The 16,685-nt window shown below is 64.9% G+C and carries 18 protein-coding genes; 9 read left to right on the plus strand and 9 right to left on the minus strand.

From position 1 onward, the window contains the following. Positions 1 to 619: 619 nt before the first annotated feature. From ACFFUC_RS01505 to ACFFUC_RS01515, 3 genes are all read right to left on the minus strand, one after another. A complete protein-coding gene (locus ACFFUC_RS01505) occupies positions 620 to 1,576 on the minus strand; it encodes a DMT family transporter (protein ID WP_377682853.1) in 957 nt (318 codons plus the stop codon). Positions 1,577 to 1,579: 3 nt separating this feature from the next. Continuing rightward, entirely contained in the window at positions 1,580 to 2,701 is a 1,122-nt protein-coding gene (leuB, locus tag ACFFUC_RS01510; RefSeq protein ID WP_377682855.1) for a 3-isopropylmalate dehydrogenase, read from the minus strand. Between the two features lie 222 nt (positions 2,702 to 2,923). Further along, a complete protein-coding gene (locus tag ACFFUC_RS01515; protein ID WP_377682856.1) occupies positions 2,924 to 3,175 on the minus strand; it encodes a hypothetical protein in 252 nt (83 codons plus the stop codon). 300 nt (positions 3,176 to 3,475) lie between these two features. On the opposite strand from ACFFUC_RS01515, the gene ACFFUC_RS01520 reads away from it, so the two are divergent. Both ACFFUC_RS01520 and ACFFUC_RS01525 read left to right on the plus strand, forming a co-directional pair. After that, positions 3,476 to 3,883, plus strand: a complete 408-nt coding sequence (locus ACFFUC_RS01520) for a hypothetical protein (RefSeq protein ID WP_377682858.1) — start codon at positions 3,476 to 3,478, stop codon at positions 3,881 to 3,883. 68 nt (positions 3,884 to 3,951) lie between these two features. Continuing rightward, positions 3,952 to 4,863 (plus strand): uracil-DNA glycosylase, encoded by a 912-nt coding sequence (locus ACFFUC_RS01525; protein WP_377682860.1) that lies wholly within the window; start codon positions 3,952 to 3,954, stop codon positions 4,861 to 4,863. Positions 4,864 to 4,912: 49 nt separating this feature from the next. Here the strand turns inward: ACFFUC_RS01525 and ACFFUC_RS01530 are convergent, their stop codons facing one another. Next, complete coding sequence (locus tag ACFFUC_RS01530) at positions 4,913 to 5,860, minus strand: protein-disulfide reductase DsbD domain-containing protein (RefSeq protein WP_377682862.1); 948 nt, start codon at positions 5,858 to 5,860, stop codon at positions 4,913 to 4,915. 108 nt (positions 5,861 to 5,968) lie between these two features. Here ACFFUC_RS01530 and ACFFUC_RS01535 point away from each other — a divergent pair, with 108 nt between their 5' ends. Then, on the plus strand, positions 5,969 to 6,553 hold the full coding sequence (locus ACFFUC_RS01535) for a YqgE/AlgH family protein (protein WP_377682863.1): 585 nt from the start codon (positions 5,969 to 5,971) through the stop codon (positions 6,551 to 6,553). A 54-nt stretch (positions 6,554 to 6,607) separates the two neighbouring features. Here ACFFUC_RS01535 and ACFFUC_RS01540 read toward each other — a convergent pair whose 3' ends face one another. Beyond that, positions 6,608 to 7,567 carry an L-threonylcarbamoyladenylate synthase gene (locus tag ACFFUC_RS01540; protein WP_377682865.1) on the minus strand — a complete coding sequence of 320 codons (960 nt, stop codon included), beginning with the start codon at positions 7,565 to 7,567 and terminating at the stop codon, positions 6,608 to 6,610. A 108-nt stretch (positions 7,568 to 7,675) separates the two neighbouring features. Here ACFFUC_RS01540 and ACFFUC_RS01545 point away from each other — a divergent pair, with 108 nt between their 5' ends. The 4 genes from ACFFUC_RS01545 to ACFFUC_RS01560 are packed head-to-tail and all read left to right on the plus strand — an operon-like array spanning position 7,676 to position 11,283. Continuing rightward, positions 7,676 to 9,370, plus strand: coding sequence for an acyl-CoA dehydrogenase (locus ACFFUC_RS01545; protein ID WP_377682867.1), 1,695 nt, complete (start codon positions 7,676 to 7,678; stop codon positions 9,368 to 9,370). After that, positions 9,370 to 10,392 carry an MBL fold metallo-hydrolase gene (locus ACFFUC_RS01550; protein ID WP_377682869.1) on the plus strand — a complete coding sequence of 341 codons (1,023 nt, stop codon included), beginning with the start codon at positions 9,370 to 9,372 and terminating at the stop codon, positions 10,390 to 10,392. The genes ACFFUC_RS01545 and ACFFUC_RS01550 overlap by 1 nt, the downstream gene beginning before the upstream one ends. A gap of 60 nt (positions 10,393 to 10,452) precedes the next feature. After that, a complete protein-coding gene (locus ACFFUC_RS01555) occupies positions 10,453 to 10,605 on the plus strand; it encodes an aa3-type cytochrome c oxidase subunit IV (protein ID WP_377682871.1) in 153 nt (50 codons plus the stop codon). A gap of 24 nt (positions 10,606 to 10,629) precedes the next feature. Beyond that, positions 10,630 to 11,283, plus strand: coding sequence for a prenyltransferase/squalene oxidase repeat-containing protein (locus tag ACFFUC_RS01560; protein WP_377682873.1), 654 nt, complete (start codon positions 10,630 to 10,632; stop codon positions 11,281 to 11,283). Between the two features lie 81 nt (positions 11,284 to 11,364). Here the strand turns inward: ACFFUC_RS01560 and ACFFUC_RS01565 are convergent, their stop codons facing one another. After that, positions 11,365 to 11,688 carry a branched-chain amino acid transport AzlD family protein gene (locus ACFFUC_RS01565; RefSeq protein WP_377682875.1) on the minus strand — a complete coding sequence of 108 codons (324 nt, stop codon included), beginning with the start codon at positions 11,686 to 11,688 and terminating at the stop codon, positions 11,365 to 11,367. A 3-nt stretch (positions 11,689 to 11,691) separates the two neighbouring features. Beyond that, a complete protein-coding gene (locus ACFFUC_RS01570; protein ID WP_377683602.1) occupies positions 11,692 to 12,414 on the minus strand; it encodes an AzlC family ABC transporter permease in 723 nt (240 codons plus the stop codon). A 145-nt stretch (positions 12,415 to 12,559) separates the two neighbouring features. Here ACFFUC_RS01570 and ACFFUC_RS01575 point away from each other — a divergent pair, with 145 nt between their 5' ends. After that, positions 12,560 to 13,204: a GNAT family N-acetyltransferase gene (locus ACFFUC_RS01575; RefSeq protein ID WP_377682877.1), complete on the plus strand. Its 645-nt coding sequence runs from the start codon at positions 12,560 to 12,562 to the stop codon at positions 13,202 to 13,204. Here the strand turns inward: ACFFUC_RS01575 and ACFFUC_RS01580 are convergent. After that, positions 13,137 to 14,078 carry a hypothetical protein gene (locus ACFFUC_RS01580; protein ID WP_377682879.1) on the minus strand — a complete coding sequence of 314 codons (942 nt, stop codon included), beginning with the start codon at positions 14,076 to 14,078 and terminating at the stop codon, positions 13,137 to 13,139. The two genes, ACFFUC_RS01575 and ACFFUC_RS01580, sit on opposite strands and share 68 nt — an antisense overlap. A gap of 35 nt (positions 14,079 to 14,113) precedes the next feature. Continuing rightward, positions 14,114 to 14,584: a transcription elongation factor GreA gene (gene greA / locus ACFFUC_RS01585; protein ID WP_377682880.1), complete on the minus strand. Its 471-nt coding sequence runs from the start codon at positions 14,582 to 14,584 to the stop codon at positions 14,114 to 14,116. Positions 14,585 to 14,926: 342 nt separating this feature from the next. Here greA and ACFFUC_RS01590 point away from each other — a divergent pair, with 342 nt between their 5' ends. Further along, a complete protein-coding gene (locus tag ACFFUC_RS01590; RefSeq protein WP_377682882.1) occupies positions 14,927 to 16,573 on the plus strand; it encodes an electron transfer flavoprotein-ubiquinone oxidoreductase in 1,647 nt (548 codons plus the stop codon). Positions 16,574 to 16,685: the final 112 nt, after the last annotated feature.

Consider the following 16,685-nt stretch of genomic DNA (forward strand, 5'->3'; position numbering starts at 1 on the left):
CCTTACACAGCTTGGGGCGGAAGACACAGCAATTTCTGTGAGATCGCACGGGCTGTTGCAGCTCTGCCGCAGGGATGTGGCGGATTGAGCGCAGGGCATAGGTAAAACTGCCTAGGCAATGCTGCGAATTTACCGATGAGAACATTTGTGAAATAACCCGTTAACAAGATGTTACCAACTACCGTCCGGCTTTTACCTGGGGACGGGCGGCGGTTGTTCCTTTGGGTTAATGAGTAAGGGCTTTGCCCTTCGGGTTCGGATGTGCCGGCGCGTGAGGAATTTTTTCCGATCCGCCGGAGCATCTGGTTCCGGAACTGGTTCGGCACACGTTAAGTAATTTTGCAAGATTTCGAAGCTCCGGAACATTCCCGACCGGAGGTTCAAACCAAATCTACGGTGTCTGGCTGTTACGCTTTGGACAGGTGCGCGCTTCGGCCCGATATCAAGCGTAAGATCTTGCCCGCTGCGCCATCCGCGCGGACAAGGAAGCAGAAACGATATGACCGGTTGTTTATCGCCGGTCCTCGATGACTCAAAGGATCGCCCCCCATTGGTTTGCCGGTGGGGGGCATTTTCATTGGCTGGATCTTGATCGAGGCCGGGACCGCCGTCGCGGTCTTCAGCCCTTGCCGCGCAGCAGGCGCCGCAAGAGGATCGAGCGCGGCGCCGTCACGCTTTCGGCACGCAGACGCGCCTCGGAGGCGGGTTGGTTGACCGAAGGGCCGCGCCGTTCGCGTGCGAGAATGTAAAGTCCCGAGCCGATGATCAGAGCCGAACCCAGTCCCATCGCCAGATCCAGCTTTTCGCCAAAGAGAAACCAGCCATAGGCGGTGGCCCAAAGCATCTGGGAATACTGCATCGGTGCAACGACCGCCGCTTCGCCGGTCTGATAGGCGACGATCAACAAAAAACCGCCCAGAAGGCCCAGCACGGCGATCACCCCCGCCAACGCCAGATCACCCAGCGCCATCGGCTGGTAGTCGAGCCCCAGAGAGGCCCCCGTCAGCACGAAATTCCCCAGCATCGGCCAGAGGATCAGGATGACCGTGCGCTCGGACCGGCCCAGTTTGCGCACGGAGATCGCCGCAAGCGCGCTACAGACCGCACCGCCAAGCGCGGCGAGATGGCCAAGCGCGAGCTCGGTCTGGCCGGGGCGCAGGACGACAAGCACGCCCGCCAGCCCGACCAGAACGGCCAGCCAGCGATGCCGCCCGACCTTTTCGCCCAGAAAGGGGATCGAGAGCACGGTGATGAACAAAGGCGCGGCAAAGAGGATCGCATAGACCTGCGCCAGCGGCAGTACGGAAAAGGCGTAAAAGCCGCACATGCCCGAGATCACGATCGCGGCGGAGCGGAAGCCGACCCAGAACGGATTGGCGGGTCTCAATGTCCCGTGCGTCGGATCGCGCAGCAAAAGCGCGGCGATGAAGGGGAAGGACAAAAGCGAGGAGAAGAAGAGGATCTGAAGGGCGGGATAATCCGCCCCCAGAATTTTGATGATCACGTCATGGGTCGCATAAATGCCCATGGAGGCCAGGGCGACCAACGCTCCGCGAAGGTTGCCGCCCTGCCGCATGGCTTATTTCAGCGCCGCGAGGGCCGCGACGATCGCATCGCCCATGCCCGAGGTCGAAACCGGCACGCCGCCTTCGGGGCCCATCAGGTCGCCGGTGCGCACGCCGTCGGCGAGCACTTTCTCGATCGCGCTTTCCAAAAGGGCGGCATTGTCGCCCTCGTTGTAGGAATAGCGCAGAGCCATCGCGAAGCTGAGGATACAGGCGATCGGGTTCGCCTTGCCCTGCCCCGCGATATCGGGAGCCGAACCGTGGACGGGCTCGTACATGGCTTTCGGACGGCCGTTCGCCATCGGCGCGCCAAGGCTGGCCGAGGGCAGCATCCCGAGCGAGCCGGTCAGCATCGCCGCCGCATCCGACAGGATGTCGCCGAAGAGGTTGTCGGTCACGATCACGTCGAACTGGCGCGGGTTGCGCACCAGCTGCATCGCGCCGTTATCGGCATACATATGGGTCAGCTCGACATCGGCATATTCATTGTCGTGGACCCACTGGACTTCCTCGCGCCACAGAATGCCCGATTCCATAACGTTGGCTTTTTCCATCGAGCAGACGCGGTTGTTGCGCTTGCGGGCCAGCTCGAACGCGGCGCGCGCGACGCGGCGGATCTCGCCGCTGGTGTAGCGCTGGGTGTTGACGCCGACGCGGCCACCTTCGTTGCCGGGGGTGTTGTCTTCGGAAATGCCGCGCGGCTGGCCGAAGTAAACGCCCGAGGTCAGCTCGCGCACGATCAGGATATCAAGGCCCGCGACCACATCGCGCTTGAGCGAGCTGAAATCGGCCAAAGCGTCAAAGCACTGCGCGGGGCGCAGGTTGGCGAACAGGTCCATCTCTTTGCGCAGACGCAGCAGGCCGCGCTCGGGCTTCACGCTGAAATCGAGATTGTCGTATTTCGGGCCGCCGACCGCGCCGAGAAGGACGGCATCGACTTCTTGCGCCTTCTGCATGGTCGCATCCGACAGCGGGATGCCGTGGACGTCATAGGCCGCACCGCCGACCAGATCTTCGCTGACGTCGAATTTCAGGCCCTTGTTGGCCTCGAACCAGCCGATGACTTTGCGGACCTCGGTCATGACCTCGGGGCCAATACCGTCGCCCGGCAGGATCAGCAAGGAATAGGTCGTCATCGCAATTTTCCTCCGCATGCATATGTCGCAACCCGCGTATCGCCGCGATCCGGCATCGTCAAGTGGAGCCCCCTATCTGGCATACCATGCTCTCAAATCGGAAAGGAAACCGCGCTTTTCCTGCATCCCGACGGGGCCGCAGAGCTGCGCGGGCGGCAGGCATATCGGGTCAAACCCCGCCCAAAGCGGCGGGGCTTCACGCATGATGCAAAAGGGCGGGGATCAGCGGCGCGCCAGCTGCTCGACCGCTTCCGCGGTGCGCCGCGTGTTGTTGTAGATGCCGAGGCCGAGATAGATCGAACCGCCCAGCAGCACGAGATAGAGCGCGCCGAAGAGCAGCACGCCTATCGCGGCAAGCAGCCCGCCCTGAGGCGCAAACAGCATGACGACCGCACCGGCAAGCACCGCAACCGCACCCAATACGATGATCACGTTCACCGCGCGTTCCATCCAGAGGATGAAGAATTCCCGCATGATTAATCCCTCTTTCAATAAATCATTATGTTCGCGCTTGGTGACATGCCGCACCCATTTGTTCAATTGGTCGCGCACCTTCTGCCGCAAATTCGCATATGCGCCATGCACGGGGGTCACGCGGCAAAGCGCGCCCGCCGGCAGGCAGACCCCGACAAGCCGATGATTCCGGTACGGAAATCGGGACCTGACGCGCGCCCGCTCACTTCTCGCTCACTCCTTCTCACGGCTATTTTGGTTGCTTCCGTGCCGCCCATGAGGCCGTTTGGGGGCCACAGCCGAAATTGAAGGAGCCCCGGAATGCAAAGCTGGAGGGTCGCAACAGGCGCATTCGCCATAAGCGTGATTGCAGGACTGGCCGCAGCCGATGGCGGCATGACCGTGAAACTGCCCGATGTCGCGGGCCTCTCGGAAGACGAGGCCAAAGCCCTGATCGCCGATCTGGCCGAGGTCAATGTCATCACCGCCAATTGTCCGGGCTACGAGATCTCGAACGGCGAATGGACGCTACTGACCGGCACCGGAGACCGGCTGGCCGACCGGCTGCAGCTTGATCCCTCGGCCTATGACCGCAACTATTACGGGCCGGCCTTCAAGCTGCTCGACGATCCCGAGGCCTGCGACAGGGTCGGCCCCAAAGCCAAGCCGTTGATTGAAAAGCTGGTGGGCATGGGCGGCGGCACCACGCCTTTGACCCAGTCGCAATAGCGCCCGATGTCCGCCCTCGGGCAACGCGCGGCCTTGCCCGCAACCCTGCGCGGCCTTAGCTTGCGGGAATGAACGACCTTAGCTATCGGGGATTCGCGCTCGACGCGGAAACGGCGCTGGCTCTGCTGCAATGGCAAGCGGAGATGGGCGCGGACGAGGCATGTCTCGACGATCCCATCGACCGCTGCGAAGAAGCGATTGCCGAGGCCGCCAACCGCGCCGCCGAACAGGCCGCACGCGCGCAGATGCTGGCCGAGGCGCAAAAGGCCAACAAGGCCAATATCGGCGCGGCCGGCGGCTTTCCCGGCGCAACCTCGACCGCGCCGCGCCCTGCGGCCGCGCCCTCCGGCCCCGATTACACCGAAATCGCCGCCCGCGCCGCGCATGGCGCGCAATCGCTCGCCGATCTTTCCGAGGCATTGCAGGCCTTCGACGGGATGGATCTGAAAAAGGGCGCGCGCAATTTCTGCTTTGCGGACGGCAATCCCAAGGCACGGGTCATGGTGATCGGCGAGGCGCCCGGCCATGAAGAAGATCTGGCGGGCACACCCTTTGTCGGGCGCGCGGGCCAGCTGCTTGACCAGATGTTTGCAGCGATCGGGCTGACGCGCAGCGCGCCCGATGCGGAAAAATCGATCTATATCACCAATGTGCTGCCGTGGCATCCGACCGGCAACCGCACGCCCCAGCCCGAGGAAATCGCCATGATGCGCCCCTTCCTCGAGCGTCATGTCGAGCTGGTCGATCCCGATTTCATCGTGCTGATGGGCAATACGCCCAGTCAGGCGGCTCTGGATCAGGGCGACGGCGCGGTCCCCGGCATCATGCGGCTGCGGGGCCAATGGCAAACCGCCTTCGGCAAGCCCGCCCTGCCGATGACCCATCCCGCCTATTTGCTGCGCACGCCCCTGGCCAAGCGCGAGGCTTGGGCGGATCTTCTGTCCCTTCAGGCGCGGATGGCGGCGAAAGCGGGGGCATAACCCGCGCGCCCTTCGGACCCGCGCCCCGCCGGACCTCCCCTGCCGCCGGTCAGGGACAGCCCTCGAATTCCCATGCCTCGCTGGTCCCGATCAGGGTCAGCCGCACGCGCGACATGTCCAGCGCGAAGGGCTTGCCGCTTTCGTCGATGAAATCGGCCGAGGCGGTCAGGCGGCCTCCCTCGACCTGGACGACCGGCTCCGAGACCCAGATCCCCCCGCTGTCCCCGCCGCCGTCGAATTCCAGAGCGGCGGCGCTGGCCTCCTGCTCGCTTGCGACCGGCACCTGCGCGCTCAGGCGCAAACCGTCGCGGATCTCGTCGACGCGGCATTCGCCGATCGCGCCTTCCGGGAGCGGCGCGGCAGCCAGCGCGGCCTCGATCAGCGGATCGGGCTCCTGTCCGATCGGCGGCGCGCTCAGGACCAGATGGCCGGGCACGCAGATCGTCTCGCACAGGCCCAGATCCATGCGCAAATTCACCGCGATCGGCGCATCGGGATCATGTGGCGTGATTTCCAGCGGCAGGACCAGCCGCTCGTGATAGCCCAGACTGCGCAACCCGCCGGAATCGATCACCTCGGGCATGGGCCAATGGATCTGGACCGCCTCAAGGTTTTCCGAGCCCTCCCAGTCGAAATCGGCCGGAATGCCGCCGTCGCCGGGATTGCGCCAATAGGTCTTCCAGCCGGGCTGCAATTCGAGATCGAGCGCCGTCATCCGGCTGCCGTTCGGCAGCTCCCACCCCGCCAGCAACCGCGCCGACACCACACCGGGCGGCAGGGCACCGGCCAGCGCAGGCTGATGCTCGGCCCCGATGCCCAGCGAAAAGCGCGCCGCAGGTGACGGGGTCTCGGGTGAGGGGGGCTCGGTTGAGGGGGCCGCGCTGCCGGACATTGCCCCCGAGACGGCGGAAAGGCCGCTCGGCAACGGGGTTTCGCCATGCGCGAAGGCAGGCAGGGCAAGGGTGCAGATCGCAAACAGGGGGACAAGATTTTTCATACCCCCTCCTACCCCCCTTCTCCGGCTCGCGGGAAATCAAAAATTCGCCAATCCCTTGCGGAACTTCGTGAAAGTGTCGATCTTCAAGGGAAGAAAAAGGAGAGCAGCATGGAGCCGTCCAGCAACCTTACGGGCAAATTCCTGATCGCTATGCCCGGCATGCAGGATCACCGCTTCGAGCGCACGGTGATTCTGGTCTGTGCCCATTCCGATGACGGGGCGATGGGGCTGGTGGTCAACCGCGCCCTGCCCGAGGTGGATTTCGGGCAATTGCTGAACCAACTCGGCATCGATACCGATTTCGACACCACCGAGATTCCGGTGCGTTTCGGCGGTCCCGTAGAGCCCGGCCGCGGCTTCGTGCTCCACCATGTCGCGCAGGGCGAAAGCGCGGCCGAGGGCTCGATGCGGATCGGCGAGGATCTGGCGATGACCACCACGCGCGACATTCTTGAAGATTTCGCGATGGGCCGCGGTCCGCGCCCCGCAATGCTGGCACTGGGCTATGCCGGCTGGGGGCCGGGGCAGCTCGACAACGAAATTCTGGCCAATGGCTGGCTGACCTCCGACCGCTCGACCGCGCCGCGCGACGAGATCATCTTCGGCACCGACAACGACAAGAAATGGGTCGCGGCCCTGCGCGGCATGGGGGTCGATCCGCTGCTGCTTTCGCCCTCTGCGGGCCACGCCTGAGATCGTCGGACCAAGGCGAGGACGACCGGAGGCGCGGGCCGAAGCCGCCCCGCCCTAACGGGGCGCGGCGGCGCGGCGCAGCCGGTCGTTGATCGCGGCACCCAGACCCGTCTCGGGGATCGGCGCGACCGCAATCGCGCGACCCAACAGATCGGCGCGGCGCAAAAGATCGAAGAGCTGCGCCGCCGCCTCGGTCAGATCCCCGCTTTCGCTCAGATTGAGCGCATGGGAATGATCGCTCGGCCCGAAGGCCAGATAGGTCTCGTGGGGCGCGGGATCGCGCACCTCCATCCGCAGCCCGACACTTGGCGCGTAATGGCTCAGCAATTGCCCCGGAGAGGTCGGCGCATCGTGATTGCTCTCGGGATGCAAAAGCCGGACACCCAAAAGCGCCTCGATCGCCTCGGCAGGCAGACCGCCCGGACGCAACAGCGCGGGCTGGCCGTCGTCGCTCCAGCCGATGATCGTCGATTCGACCCCGACCGGCGAGGCCCCGTCGTCGAGCACGGCGGGAATGCGGCCGCCAAGCCCGCTTTCGATATCGGCGACATGCTGGGCCGAAGTCGCGCTCACACGCCCCGACGGATTGGCCGAAGGCGCGGCCAGCGGCCCGCCGAAGGCCCGCATCAGCCGTTGCATCCCCGCATGGGATGGCACGCGGATCCCGACCGTATCCAGCCCCGCCGTGGTGATCGAGGCGATCCCCGATTGCGCGCGCAACGGCAGAACCATCGTCAGCGGACCCGGCCAGAACGCCTCGGCCAATGCGCGCGCCTGCGGCCCGAGCGTCGCGATCTTCGCGACTTCGGCCAGATCGGGCAGGTGGACGATCAGCGGATTGAAGGAGGGCCGACCCTTGGCTTCGTAGATGCGCGCCACCGCTTTGCTGTTGCGCGCGTCGGCGGCAAGGCCATAGACGGTTTCGGTCGGCACTGCGACGGGCATGCCCTGCGCGAGCCAGTCACATGCGGTCTTGATGCCGGCGGCATCTGCGGACAGAATTTGCGTATCCATTCTTGACGTCGGGTCTGTGTTGCTGCTCTGCAGAATGCGGATAAACTTTGCTAATTCACTCCCCAGACCGCCCTATTTCGGGCGGTGACCCAGAGAAAGAGAGCTACTATGGCATATCAGTCCCCGGTCGAACAGATCCGTTTCATTCTGAACGAGGTCGTGGACTTTGCCGAAGTCGGCCGCACCGAGCTTTTCTCCGAGGCCACCGAAGAGACCGTGAACGCCGTCCTGACCGAGGGCGGGCGCATCGCCGCCGAGGTCTATGCCCCCCTGAACCGCGGTGGCGACCTTCAGCCCGCGCGGCTCGAGAACGGCGTCCTGCGCTCCTCGCCCGGTTATGGCGAAGGGTTCACGGCCTTGGCTGAGGGCGGCTGGATCGGTCTGGCCTCGGATCCCGAATACGGCGGGATGGGCTTGCCGATCACGCTCAATATCGCCGTGAACGAGATGCTGTCTGCGGGTTGCCTCGCGCTTCAGCTCAACTCGCTTTTGACGCAGGGCCAAATCGATGCGCTCGAGCATCACGCCAGCGACGCGATCAAGGCGCTCTACCTGCCCAAGCTCAATTCCGGCGAATGGTCGGGCACGATGAACCTGACCGAACCGCAGGCCGGCTCCGATGTCGGCGCGCTGACCTCGCGGGCGGAGCGCGCCGAGGACGGCACCTACCGCATCACCGGCCAGAAGATCTTCATCACCTGGGGCGACAGCGACGTCACGCAAAACGTCTGCCATCTGGTGCTGGCACGCTTGCCCGACGGCGGTGCGGGAACGCGCGGCATCAGCCTTTTCATGGTGCCGAAATACCTGCCCGATGCCGATGGCAACCTTGGCGAGGCCAACAGCCTGCGCGTCGTGAGCCTCGAGCACAAGCTCGGCATCCACGGCAGCCCGACCTGCGTCATGAGCTTCGAGGGGGCCAAGGGCTGGCTGGTCGGCACCGAGCATAAAGGCATGGCGGCGATGTTCACCATGATGAACAGCGCCCGCCTTGCAGTCGGCGCACAGGGCGTCGGCATTGCCGAGGCCGCGCTTCAGCAGGCGGCGGCCTATGCCGCGGAGCGCAACCAGATGGGCGCAATCATCAACCACCCCGACGTGCGCCGCATGCTCGCCACCAGCCGCGCCGAGATCTTTGCCGCCCGCGCGATCTGTCTGGCCTGCAGCACGGCGCTTGATCTGGCACGCGCCACCGGCAGCGCCGATTGGGCCGCGCGCGGCGCGTTCCTGACGCCCATCGCCAAAGCGCACGGCACCGATGTCGGCTGCCGCGTCGCCGATGCGGGTGTCCAGATCCACGGCGGCATGGGCTTCATCGAGGAAACCGGCGCGGCGCAATATCTGCGCGATGTCCGCATCACGCCCATCTACGAAGGCACCAACGGCATTCAGGCGATGGACCTCGTCGGCCGCAAAATGGCCGATGACGGCGCGGTTGCCGTGGTGCTGCTCGACGAGATCCTCGACAATGCCAAAGCCGCGCAGGCGGCCCATGCCGAGCTCGCCAATCAGGTCTGGCAGGCCGCCGAGACCCTGCGCGAGGCGCTCCACGAGGTGCTGGCCCAGGAGATGACCGACCGTTTTGCCGGCGCCGTCCCCTTCCTTGCGGCTTTTGCCCGCGTTCTGGGCGCGCATTACCATCTGCGCGCCGCAATGGCGGGCGGGGCCGATCAGGTCACTTTGGCGCGCATCTACATCACGCGTGTCCTGCCGCATTTCGCCGCCGATCTGGCCGAGGCGCAGGCCGGTTTCGCCGATCTGGCCCAGCTTGGCGATGCCGCCTTCTCGGGCCATTTCGCCTGATGATCGAATATCCCTACCCGGAGCCGCCCCTACCCGGGGCGGTTCTGCCCGTGGCCGAGGGGATTTTCTGGGCGCGCATGCCGCTGCCGATGAAGCTTGACCACGTCAATGTCTATATCCTCGACGAAGGCGACAGCTGGACCGTGGTCGACACGGGTTTCGACAGCCGCAAAAGCCGCGCCCATTGGCAGGAGCTGCTGGAGGGCCCGCTGGCCGCAAAGCCCGTCGGCCGCATCATCGCCACCCACCACCACGCCGACCATATCGGGCTTGCGGGATGGTTCCAGTCCAGAGGCGCTGCGCTCTGGACCAGCCGCACCGCCTGGCTCATGGCGCGGATGCAGCTTTTGGACGTGCAGGAACGCCCCACCCCCGAGGCTCTGGCCTTCTGGCGCAAGGCGGGCATGGACGCCGAAACCTACCGGCAGCGCGAGGCCGAGCGACCCTTCAACATGGCCGACATGTGCCATCCCCTGCCGCCGGGTTTCACCCGCATCAGCGAAGGCGCGGTGATCCGCGCGGGCGGGCGCAACTGGACGGCCCGCATGGGCAACGGCCATGCCCCCGAACATGTCACCCTGTGGTCGCAAGACGACCACCTCGTGATCGGGGGCGACCAGCTTTTGCCCTCGATCTCGCCCAATCTCGGGGTCTATCCGACCGAGCCCCTCGCCGATACGGTCGGCGACTGGATCGACAGCTGCGCCGCGATGCGGGTTCATGCGCATGACGACCAGCTCGTGCTGCCGGGCCACAACATGCCCTTCACCGGCCTGCCCGACCGGCTCGGCCAGCTGATCGAGAACCACCAGTCCGCGCTGAGGCGAATCGTCGCGGCCCTGCAGCAAGAGCCGCGCACCGTCGCGGGATGTTTCGACATTCTCTACCGGCGCAAGATCGATGCCGGCAATTACGGGCTGGCCCTCGCCGAGGCTGTCGGCCACATCAATCACCTCTCGCAAGCCGCAAAAGTGTGGCCTGTGGGCACAACAGGGTCCGGCGCGGTGCTTTGGGGGGCGTGACAGCCCCGCCGTCATAGGGTAACGCTTGGGCTGAAATTCTCTACCGCCGAGGGACAGGACATGGCCAACCAGAACGATAACACCCCCTATGTTGTGGGCAAAATGGATATCCGCGAGCAGGAAAAGACCTTTGCGGGCTTCATCCGCGGCGCGATCTGGGTCAGCGGCCTGTCGATCGCCACGCTTGTTTTCATGGCGCTGACCAACGCCTGAGCCGACCTGCGGGGGATCTGATTGATGCAACGGCGGACCTTTCTTGCGCTGACGCTGCCGGCCGTGCTGGCGGCTTGTGGAGCCGATAACAAATGGGCCAGCGACGAGAGCCTGCGCCGCGTGCGTTACTCCGATCCCAACGAGCCGACTGCGATCACCCTTCTGACCGTGATGGGGATCCCGCGCGGCGAGGGTGCGCATTCGGCCCTGATGATCAACGGCAGCCAGCGCGTCATCTTCGACCCCGCCGGCAGCTGGGAACATCCCTCGATCCCCGAGCGCCACGACGTGCTTTACGGGATCACGCCGAACTTCAAGAACTTCTACATCGACTACCACGCGCGCGAGACCTATTGGGTCGCCGATGACACCAAGCTCGTGTCGCGTGAAATCGCCGATCTCGCGATCCGCTCGGCCGAGCAGCAGGGTGCGACCAACAAGAGCTTCTGCGCGGTCTCGACCGGACAGGTGCTGCGTCGCATTCCCGGTTTCGAAGGCGCCCCCTCGGGCTTCTCGCCGCTCAAGCTGCGCAACTGGTTCGTCACCCTGCCGGGCGTGACCTCGAGAAAGCATATGGACGGCGATCCGGCCAACAACCATGACGTGCTGCTGCGCCAGAAGAACGGCGTCGTCGCGGGTTACGGCAAGGACGGCCAGCTTCACGCGAACGCCCAGTAAGCGCGCCAAAGGCGTCATGGACATTACAAGACCGCAAACGGCTCCGGACCTTGGTTCGGGGCCGTTTCGCTTTGCGCCGCCCTAGCCGAGGATCTGGAGCATCCCGAACATGGTGAAACCGCCGGCCAGAATCGCGGCGAGGGTGTTGCGGGTCAAAAGCCCGACCGCAAGCGTTGCGATCGCTGCCGTCAGCCGCGCCGGATCGGTCTGACCGCCGGTCGCGGGCGGCCATGCGACCATCGGCGCGACCAGCGCGGGCAGGACGCCCACGGCGGTGTAGCGCAGGAGCCGCTCGGCCCAGACCGGAATCGGACGGTCTCCGATCGCGCCCAGAAACGACCAGCGCAGGGCATAGGTGCCCAGACCCAAAGCCAGAATGATCGTCCAGATCTGCCAATCCGCCATGGCTCACACTCCGCCAAGGCGCGCGCGGCGCCGTTCGGTCAAAACCTCGACCCAAGCGCCGGTCGCCATCGCCAAAGGCGCGGCGATCAGCAGTCCCAGCCCCGAGGGCAGGAAGGAAAAGACCAGAGAGGCAAGGATCGAGACCAGCACCGCAGCAATATGGGCGGGCGTGCGCAGCATCGGGGCGATCATCGCCAGAAAGGTGATCGGCACCGCGAAATCCAGCGCCCAGCTTTCGGGAATGGCCTTGCCGATCCGCGCGCCGATCAGGCTGACCACGACCCAGGGCGCGCCCATCGCCACCGATGCCCCGAGGAAATAGCCGAGCCTCTGGTCCAGCCTCAGCCGCGGATTGCGCTCGTAATGCTGGACCGCAAGCCCGTAGGTCTGGTCGACCAGCAGATAGGCGATCCAGCCCCTTTGCCGCGCCGAGGCCCCTCCGAGCCAAGGCACCAGCGCCGCGGAATACATCGCGAGCCGCAGATTGACCGCCAAAGCCGAGATGATGATCACGATCATCGGTGCCTGATCCAGCATCAGCTGCACCGCGGTGAATTGCGAAGCCCCCGCCAGCACGAAGACCGAAAAGCCCGCGACCTGCACCAGATCCAGACCCGCCTCGACCGAGACGACACCGAACAGCAGGCCGAAAGGCACCAGAACCAGCAGAAAGGGCAGCGACTGCACCACCGCATGCCAGAAACATTGCGCCGGTGTGCGGGCCAGCGCGCGCGCTTGTGCAGGCGTCAAGGCGGGCTCTGCACCATTTGCAGAGAGGGGGGAAATCGGGGACAAGGCGGGAAAGGTCTTTTCGGCTGGGGGATATGTCCCAGCTTGACGCTTTCGCTCGGGCAAGACAAGGGATCGCCCCATGTTGACGACTGGCTCATTCCAGCCCCGTTTCGCCGTCGGGCTGGGGCTTCGCCCCGAACACCGCCCCGAGGCCGCGCGGCTTTACTGGCAGGGCTTCGGCCGCGAGATCCTGCCCTTTGCACTGGACGATGCACGCGGCGCGGCGCTGGTCGCGGCCAGCCTGCGCCCCGCGATGGCGCTGGTCGCGCTGTCGCCCGATGGCGGGCTGGCGGCGATGGCGGGGATCCGCGATGCGGGGGGCGGTTTTCTCGCGCCCGATCGCGCCGCAGTGATCCAACATTGCGGGCCTTTGCGCGGGCGTATGGCGCTCTGGGCGAACCGGCTCCACCGCAGCGGGCCGGCCACCAGCGACATGGTGCTCGACGGGCTGATCGTGCGGCCGGAACTGCGCGGGCGCGGCTATGGTCAGGCATTGGTCGCAGCGGCGGCAGAGCTTGCGCAAGAGCGCGGCTATGCCGGTTTGCGGGTCGAGCTGTCGGCCACGAACGAGGCGGCGCGCGCGCTTTACAAGATGCTCGGCTTCGCGCCGGTCGGCCGCGCGCGCATCGGCTGGCCCTGGAGCGGGCCGGCCGAGATCATGCGTTTTGCTCGCCCTGCGGCTGGTAGTTCCCGATCATCCCCGTCGCCTGCGCCAGCAAGGTAAAGGCGCGGCCCGAACGGGTATAGGTCATCGCCAAAAGCAGGCGGTCGTCCAGCTCGGGCGCGGCGCGGCCGATCAGCTTGTCGTAGCGGCGCAGAAAATGCTGGGCAACGTCGCGGAAAACCTCGTCGAAGCGCATCATGTCGGATGCGGTATCAAGAAACTGTGCATCCACATCGAGCGTCAGCCCCTGCAGCGAGGCCCCGCGCGTCCCTTCGGCAAAGCGCCGCCAGCCGGCGGCATCGGGCTCGCGGGTGTAGAGCTCTTCCATATAGACGCCGCGCTTGGACAAAAGCGTGACCACATCCTGTGCGGCGCGGATCAGCCGGGCCAGCTCGGGATCGGCAAGGGCCTTGCGCAAAGCCGAGATCGCCTCCTGATCGTCCGGCCCGTCGGGAAAGTTGATCGCGGCGATCAGCTCGTATTCGTCGAGCGCCAACGCGCCTTCATCCTCGGGCGCGGCCTGTTGCCCGGCCTGTGCCCCCGCCTGCCCTGAGGCTGCTTGCGCGCCCTGCGCCTGCGCGCGCGGGGCGGGCGCTGCAGGGACATGACGGATCGCAGGGGCCTGCGGCACGTCATCGCGCCCGATCAGCGCAAGGCTGGCGCGCAGTTCGATCGCTTCGGCCTGAAGGCCCGCGATCGCGCGGCCCAACCCGACCGCAAGCCAGATCAGCGCCAGCGGCGTGACGAGGCCCGCGAAAGACAGCAATTTGCTGACGGCGCTGGTTTCGACATCGGCATCGCCACTCGCGCCGAACAGCTTGAGCAGCACAACGAGCACGAGCCAGACGACCGTCGCCGCGCCCCCTATCAGCACCAGCCGGTCACGAGATTGCTCGGCTGCGATGCGGCGAAGGTTTTCGCGGATGTCGTTCATGTGACCCGGGCTCGTTGTTGTTTTTATTGGGGTAGTTATTGGAATACGACCGAGAGGATCTCGTAGGATTTGCCGCCGCCGGGGGTCACAACTTCGACGCTGTCACCTTCGTCCTTGCCGATCAGGGCACGGGCAAGCGGCGAGCGGATATTGAGAAGACCGCGCTCGAGATCGGCTTCGGCCTCGCCGACGATCTGGAAGGTACGCTCTTCCTCGGTGTCCTCGTCCACGAGTTTCACGGTCGCACCAAATTTGATGCTTCCGGAAAGCTTGGCGCAATCGATGACATCGGCGCGCGAGATCAGGCCTTCGAGTTCCTTGATGCGGCCCTCCAGAAGGCTCTGCTTTTCGCGGGCGGCGTGGTATTCGGCGTTTTCGGACAGGTCGCCATGTTCGCGGGCTTCCGCAATCTCGCGGATAACGGCAGGGCGGTCTTGGGTGCGGAGCACGCGCAACTCTTCATCGAGTTGATCGAAACCCGCACGGGTAATCAGAATCTTCTCCATTCCAGTCCTTTCCGCGGCCCTTGCGCGAATACTATTCGAACGCCCCCGACCGGAAGGCTGGGGGCGCTCTGTAAAACCAAGCAGTATCGTGGCTCGTTCTGAGGCCGCATGCAAGACTGCATGGCAGGACAAAGCCCTGTCCGCGCGCTTCATTGCCGATGGATTGACGCCCCCGATAGCGCGGCCGAACCCCGTGCAGGGCGGATCATAGGGCCGATGAAAGAAACGCAACGCCGCAGTTGCATTGCTGCGCTGCGTGAAGATTGCGAGCAATAATAATACGCGCTAGGTGTTGTCGCGAAAGTCACGCGCACGAAACATTCGCCAGGGGGGATACCAAGCATGGATCAAGTGAGCCGCGAGTCGATGGAATATGACGTCGTGATCGTCGGCGGGGGTCCTGCGGGTCTTTCCGCCGCGATTCGCCTCAAACAGATCAATCCCGAGCTTTCGGTCGTCGTGCTGGAAAAGGGCTCCGAAATCGGGGCGCATATCCTGTCGGGCGCGGTGCTGGACACCTCGGGTCTCGATCAGCTGATCCCCGACTGGAAGGACAAGGGCGCGCCGATCCATACGCCGGTGATCGAGGACAACTTCTACCTGCTCGGCCCCGCAGGCCAGATCCGCGTCCCGAACTGGCCGATGCCGCCGCTGATGTCGAACCACGGCAAGTATATCGTCTCGATGGGCAATGTCTGCCGCTGGATGGCCGAACAGGCCGAGGCGCTTGAGGTCGAGATCTTCCCCGGCATGTCCTGCTCGGCGCTCGTCATGGACGGCGACCGCGTTGCGGGCGTCATCGCGGGCGAGATGGGCCTGAATGCCGACGGAACGCCGGGTCCGCAATACGAACCCGGCATGGAGCTGCGCGGCAAATATGTCCTGCTGGCCGAAGGCGTACGCGGATCGCTGTCGAAAGAAGTCATCGCGAAATACGACCTTTCCAAAGGGCACGAGCCGCAAAAATTCGGCCTCGGCATGAAAGAGATCTGGGAGATCGACCCCGCCAAAGCCAAACCCGGCACCGTGACCCATACGATGGGCTGGCCCTTGGGCAAGAATGCGGGCGGCGGCTCTTTCGTCTATCACCTCGAGGGCAATCAGGTGCTGGTGGGCTTCGTCGTCCACCTCAACTACGCCAACCCGCATCTTTATCCCTATATGGAATTCCAGCGTTTCAAGCATCACCCGCTGGTCGCCGAACTGCTGGAAGGCGGCAAACGCGTCGCTTACGGCGCGCGCGCGATTTCCGAGGGCGGCTGGCAGTCGATCCCGAAAATGACCTTCCCCGGCGGCGCGCTTCTGGGCTGTTCGGCGGGACTGGTGAACGTGCCGCGCATCAAGGGCAACCATAACGCCATGCTTTCGGGTATTGCCGCAGCCGAAGCCGCAGCCGAAGCAATCGCCGCAGGCCGCAAGGGCGACGAGCTAGTGAGCTACGAGGCCGAGGTCCGCTCGGGCCCGATCGCGCGCGACCTCAAGCCGGTGCGCAACGTCAAACCGCTTTGGTCCAAGCTCGGCCTGACCTCCAGCCTCGTGCTGGGCGGGTTCGACATGTGGGTGGCCAATATCACCGGCTGGAACCCGCTCGGGACGTGGAAACACGGCAAAACCGATGCGGCAGCGACCGGCAAGGCCAAGGATTACAAGAAAATCGACTATCCGCGCCCCGACGGCAAACTGTCCTTCGACCGGCTCACCAACGTCGCGTTTTCCTTTACCAACCACGAGGAAAGCCAGCCGAGCCACCTGAAGCTGAAGGATGCAAGCATCCCGATCGCGGTCAACCTGCCCGAATATGACGAACCGGCACAGCGTTACTGCCCCGCCGGCGTCTACGAGGTGCTCGACGGTCCCGAGGGTCCGCGCTTCCAGATCAACTTCCAGAACTGCGTCCACTGCAAGACCTGCGACATCAAGGATCCCTCGCAGAACATCAACTGGACGACGCCGCAGGGTGGTGACGGGCCGAACTACCCGAATATGTGATCACGACTTTATGCACTTGGAGGGGCGGCTGATCGGCCGCCCGCCGTTGCCGATTACCCGCCTGCTCGTTAGGGTCGGCGCAATGACATGATTGATCGGGCTGGATTTCGTG

Source organism: Paracoccus cavernae (assembly GCF_042430175.1).
Classification (GTDB): domain Bacteria; phylum Pseudomonadota; class Alphaproteobacteria; order Rhodobacterales; family Rhodobacteraceae; genus Paracoccus; species Paracoccus cavernae.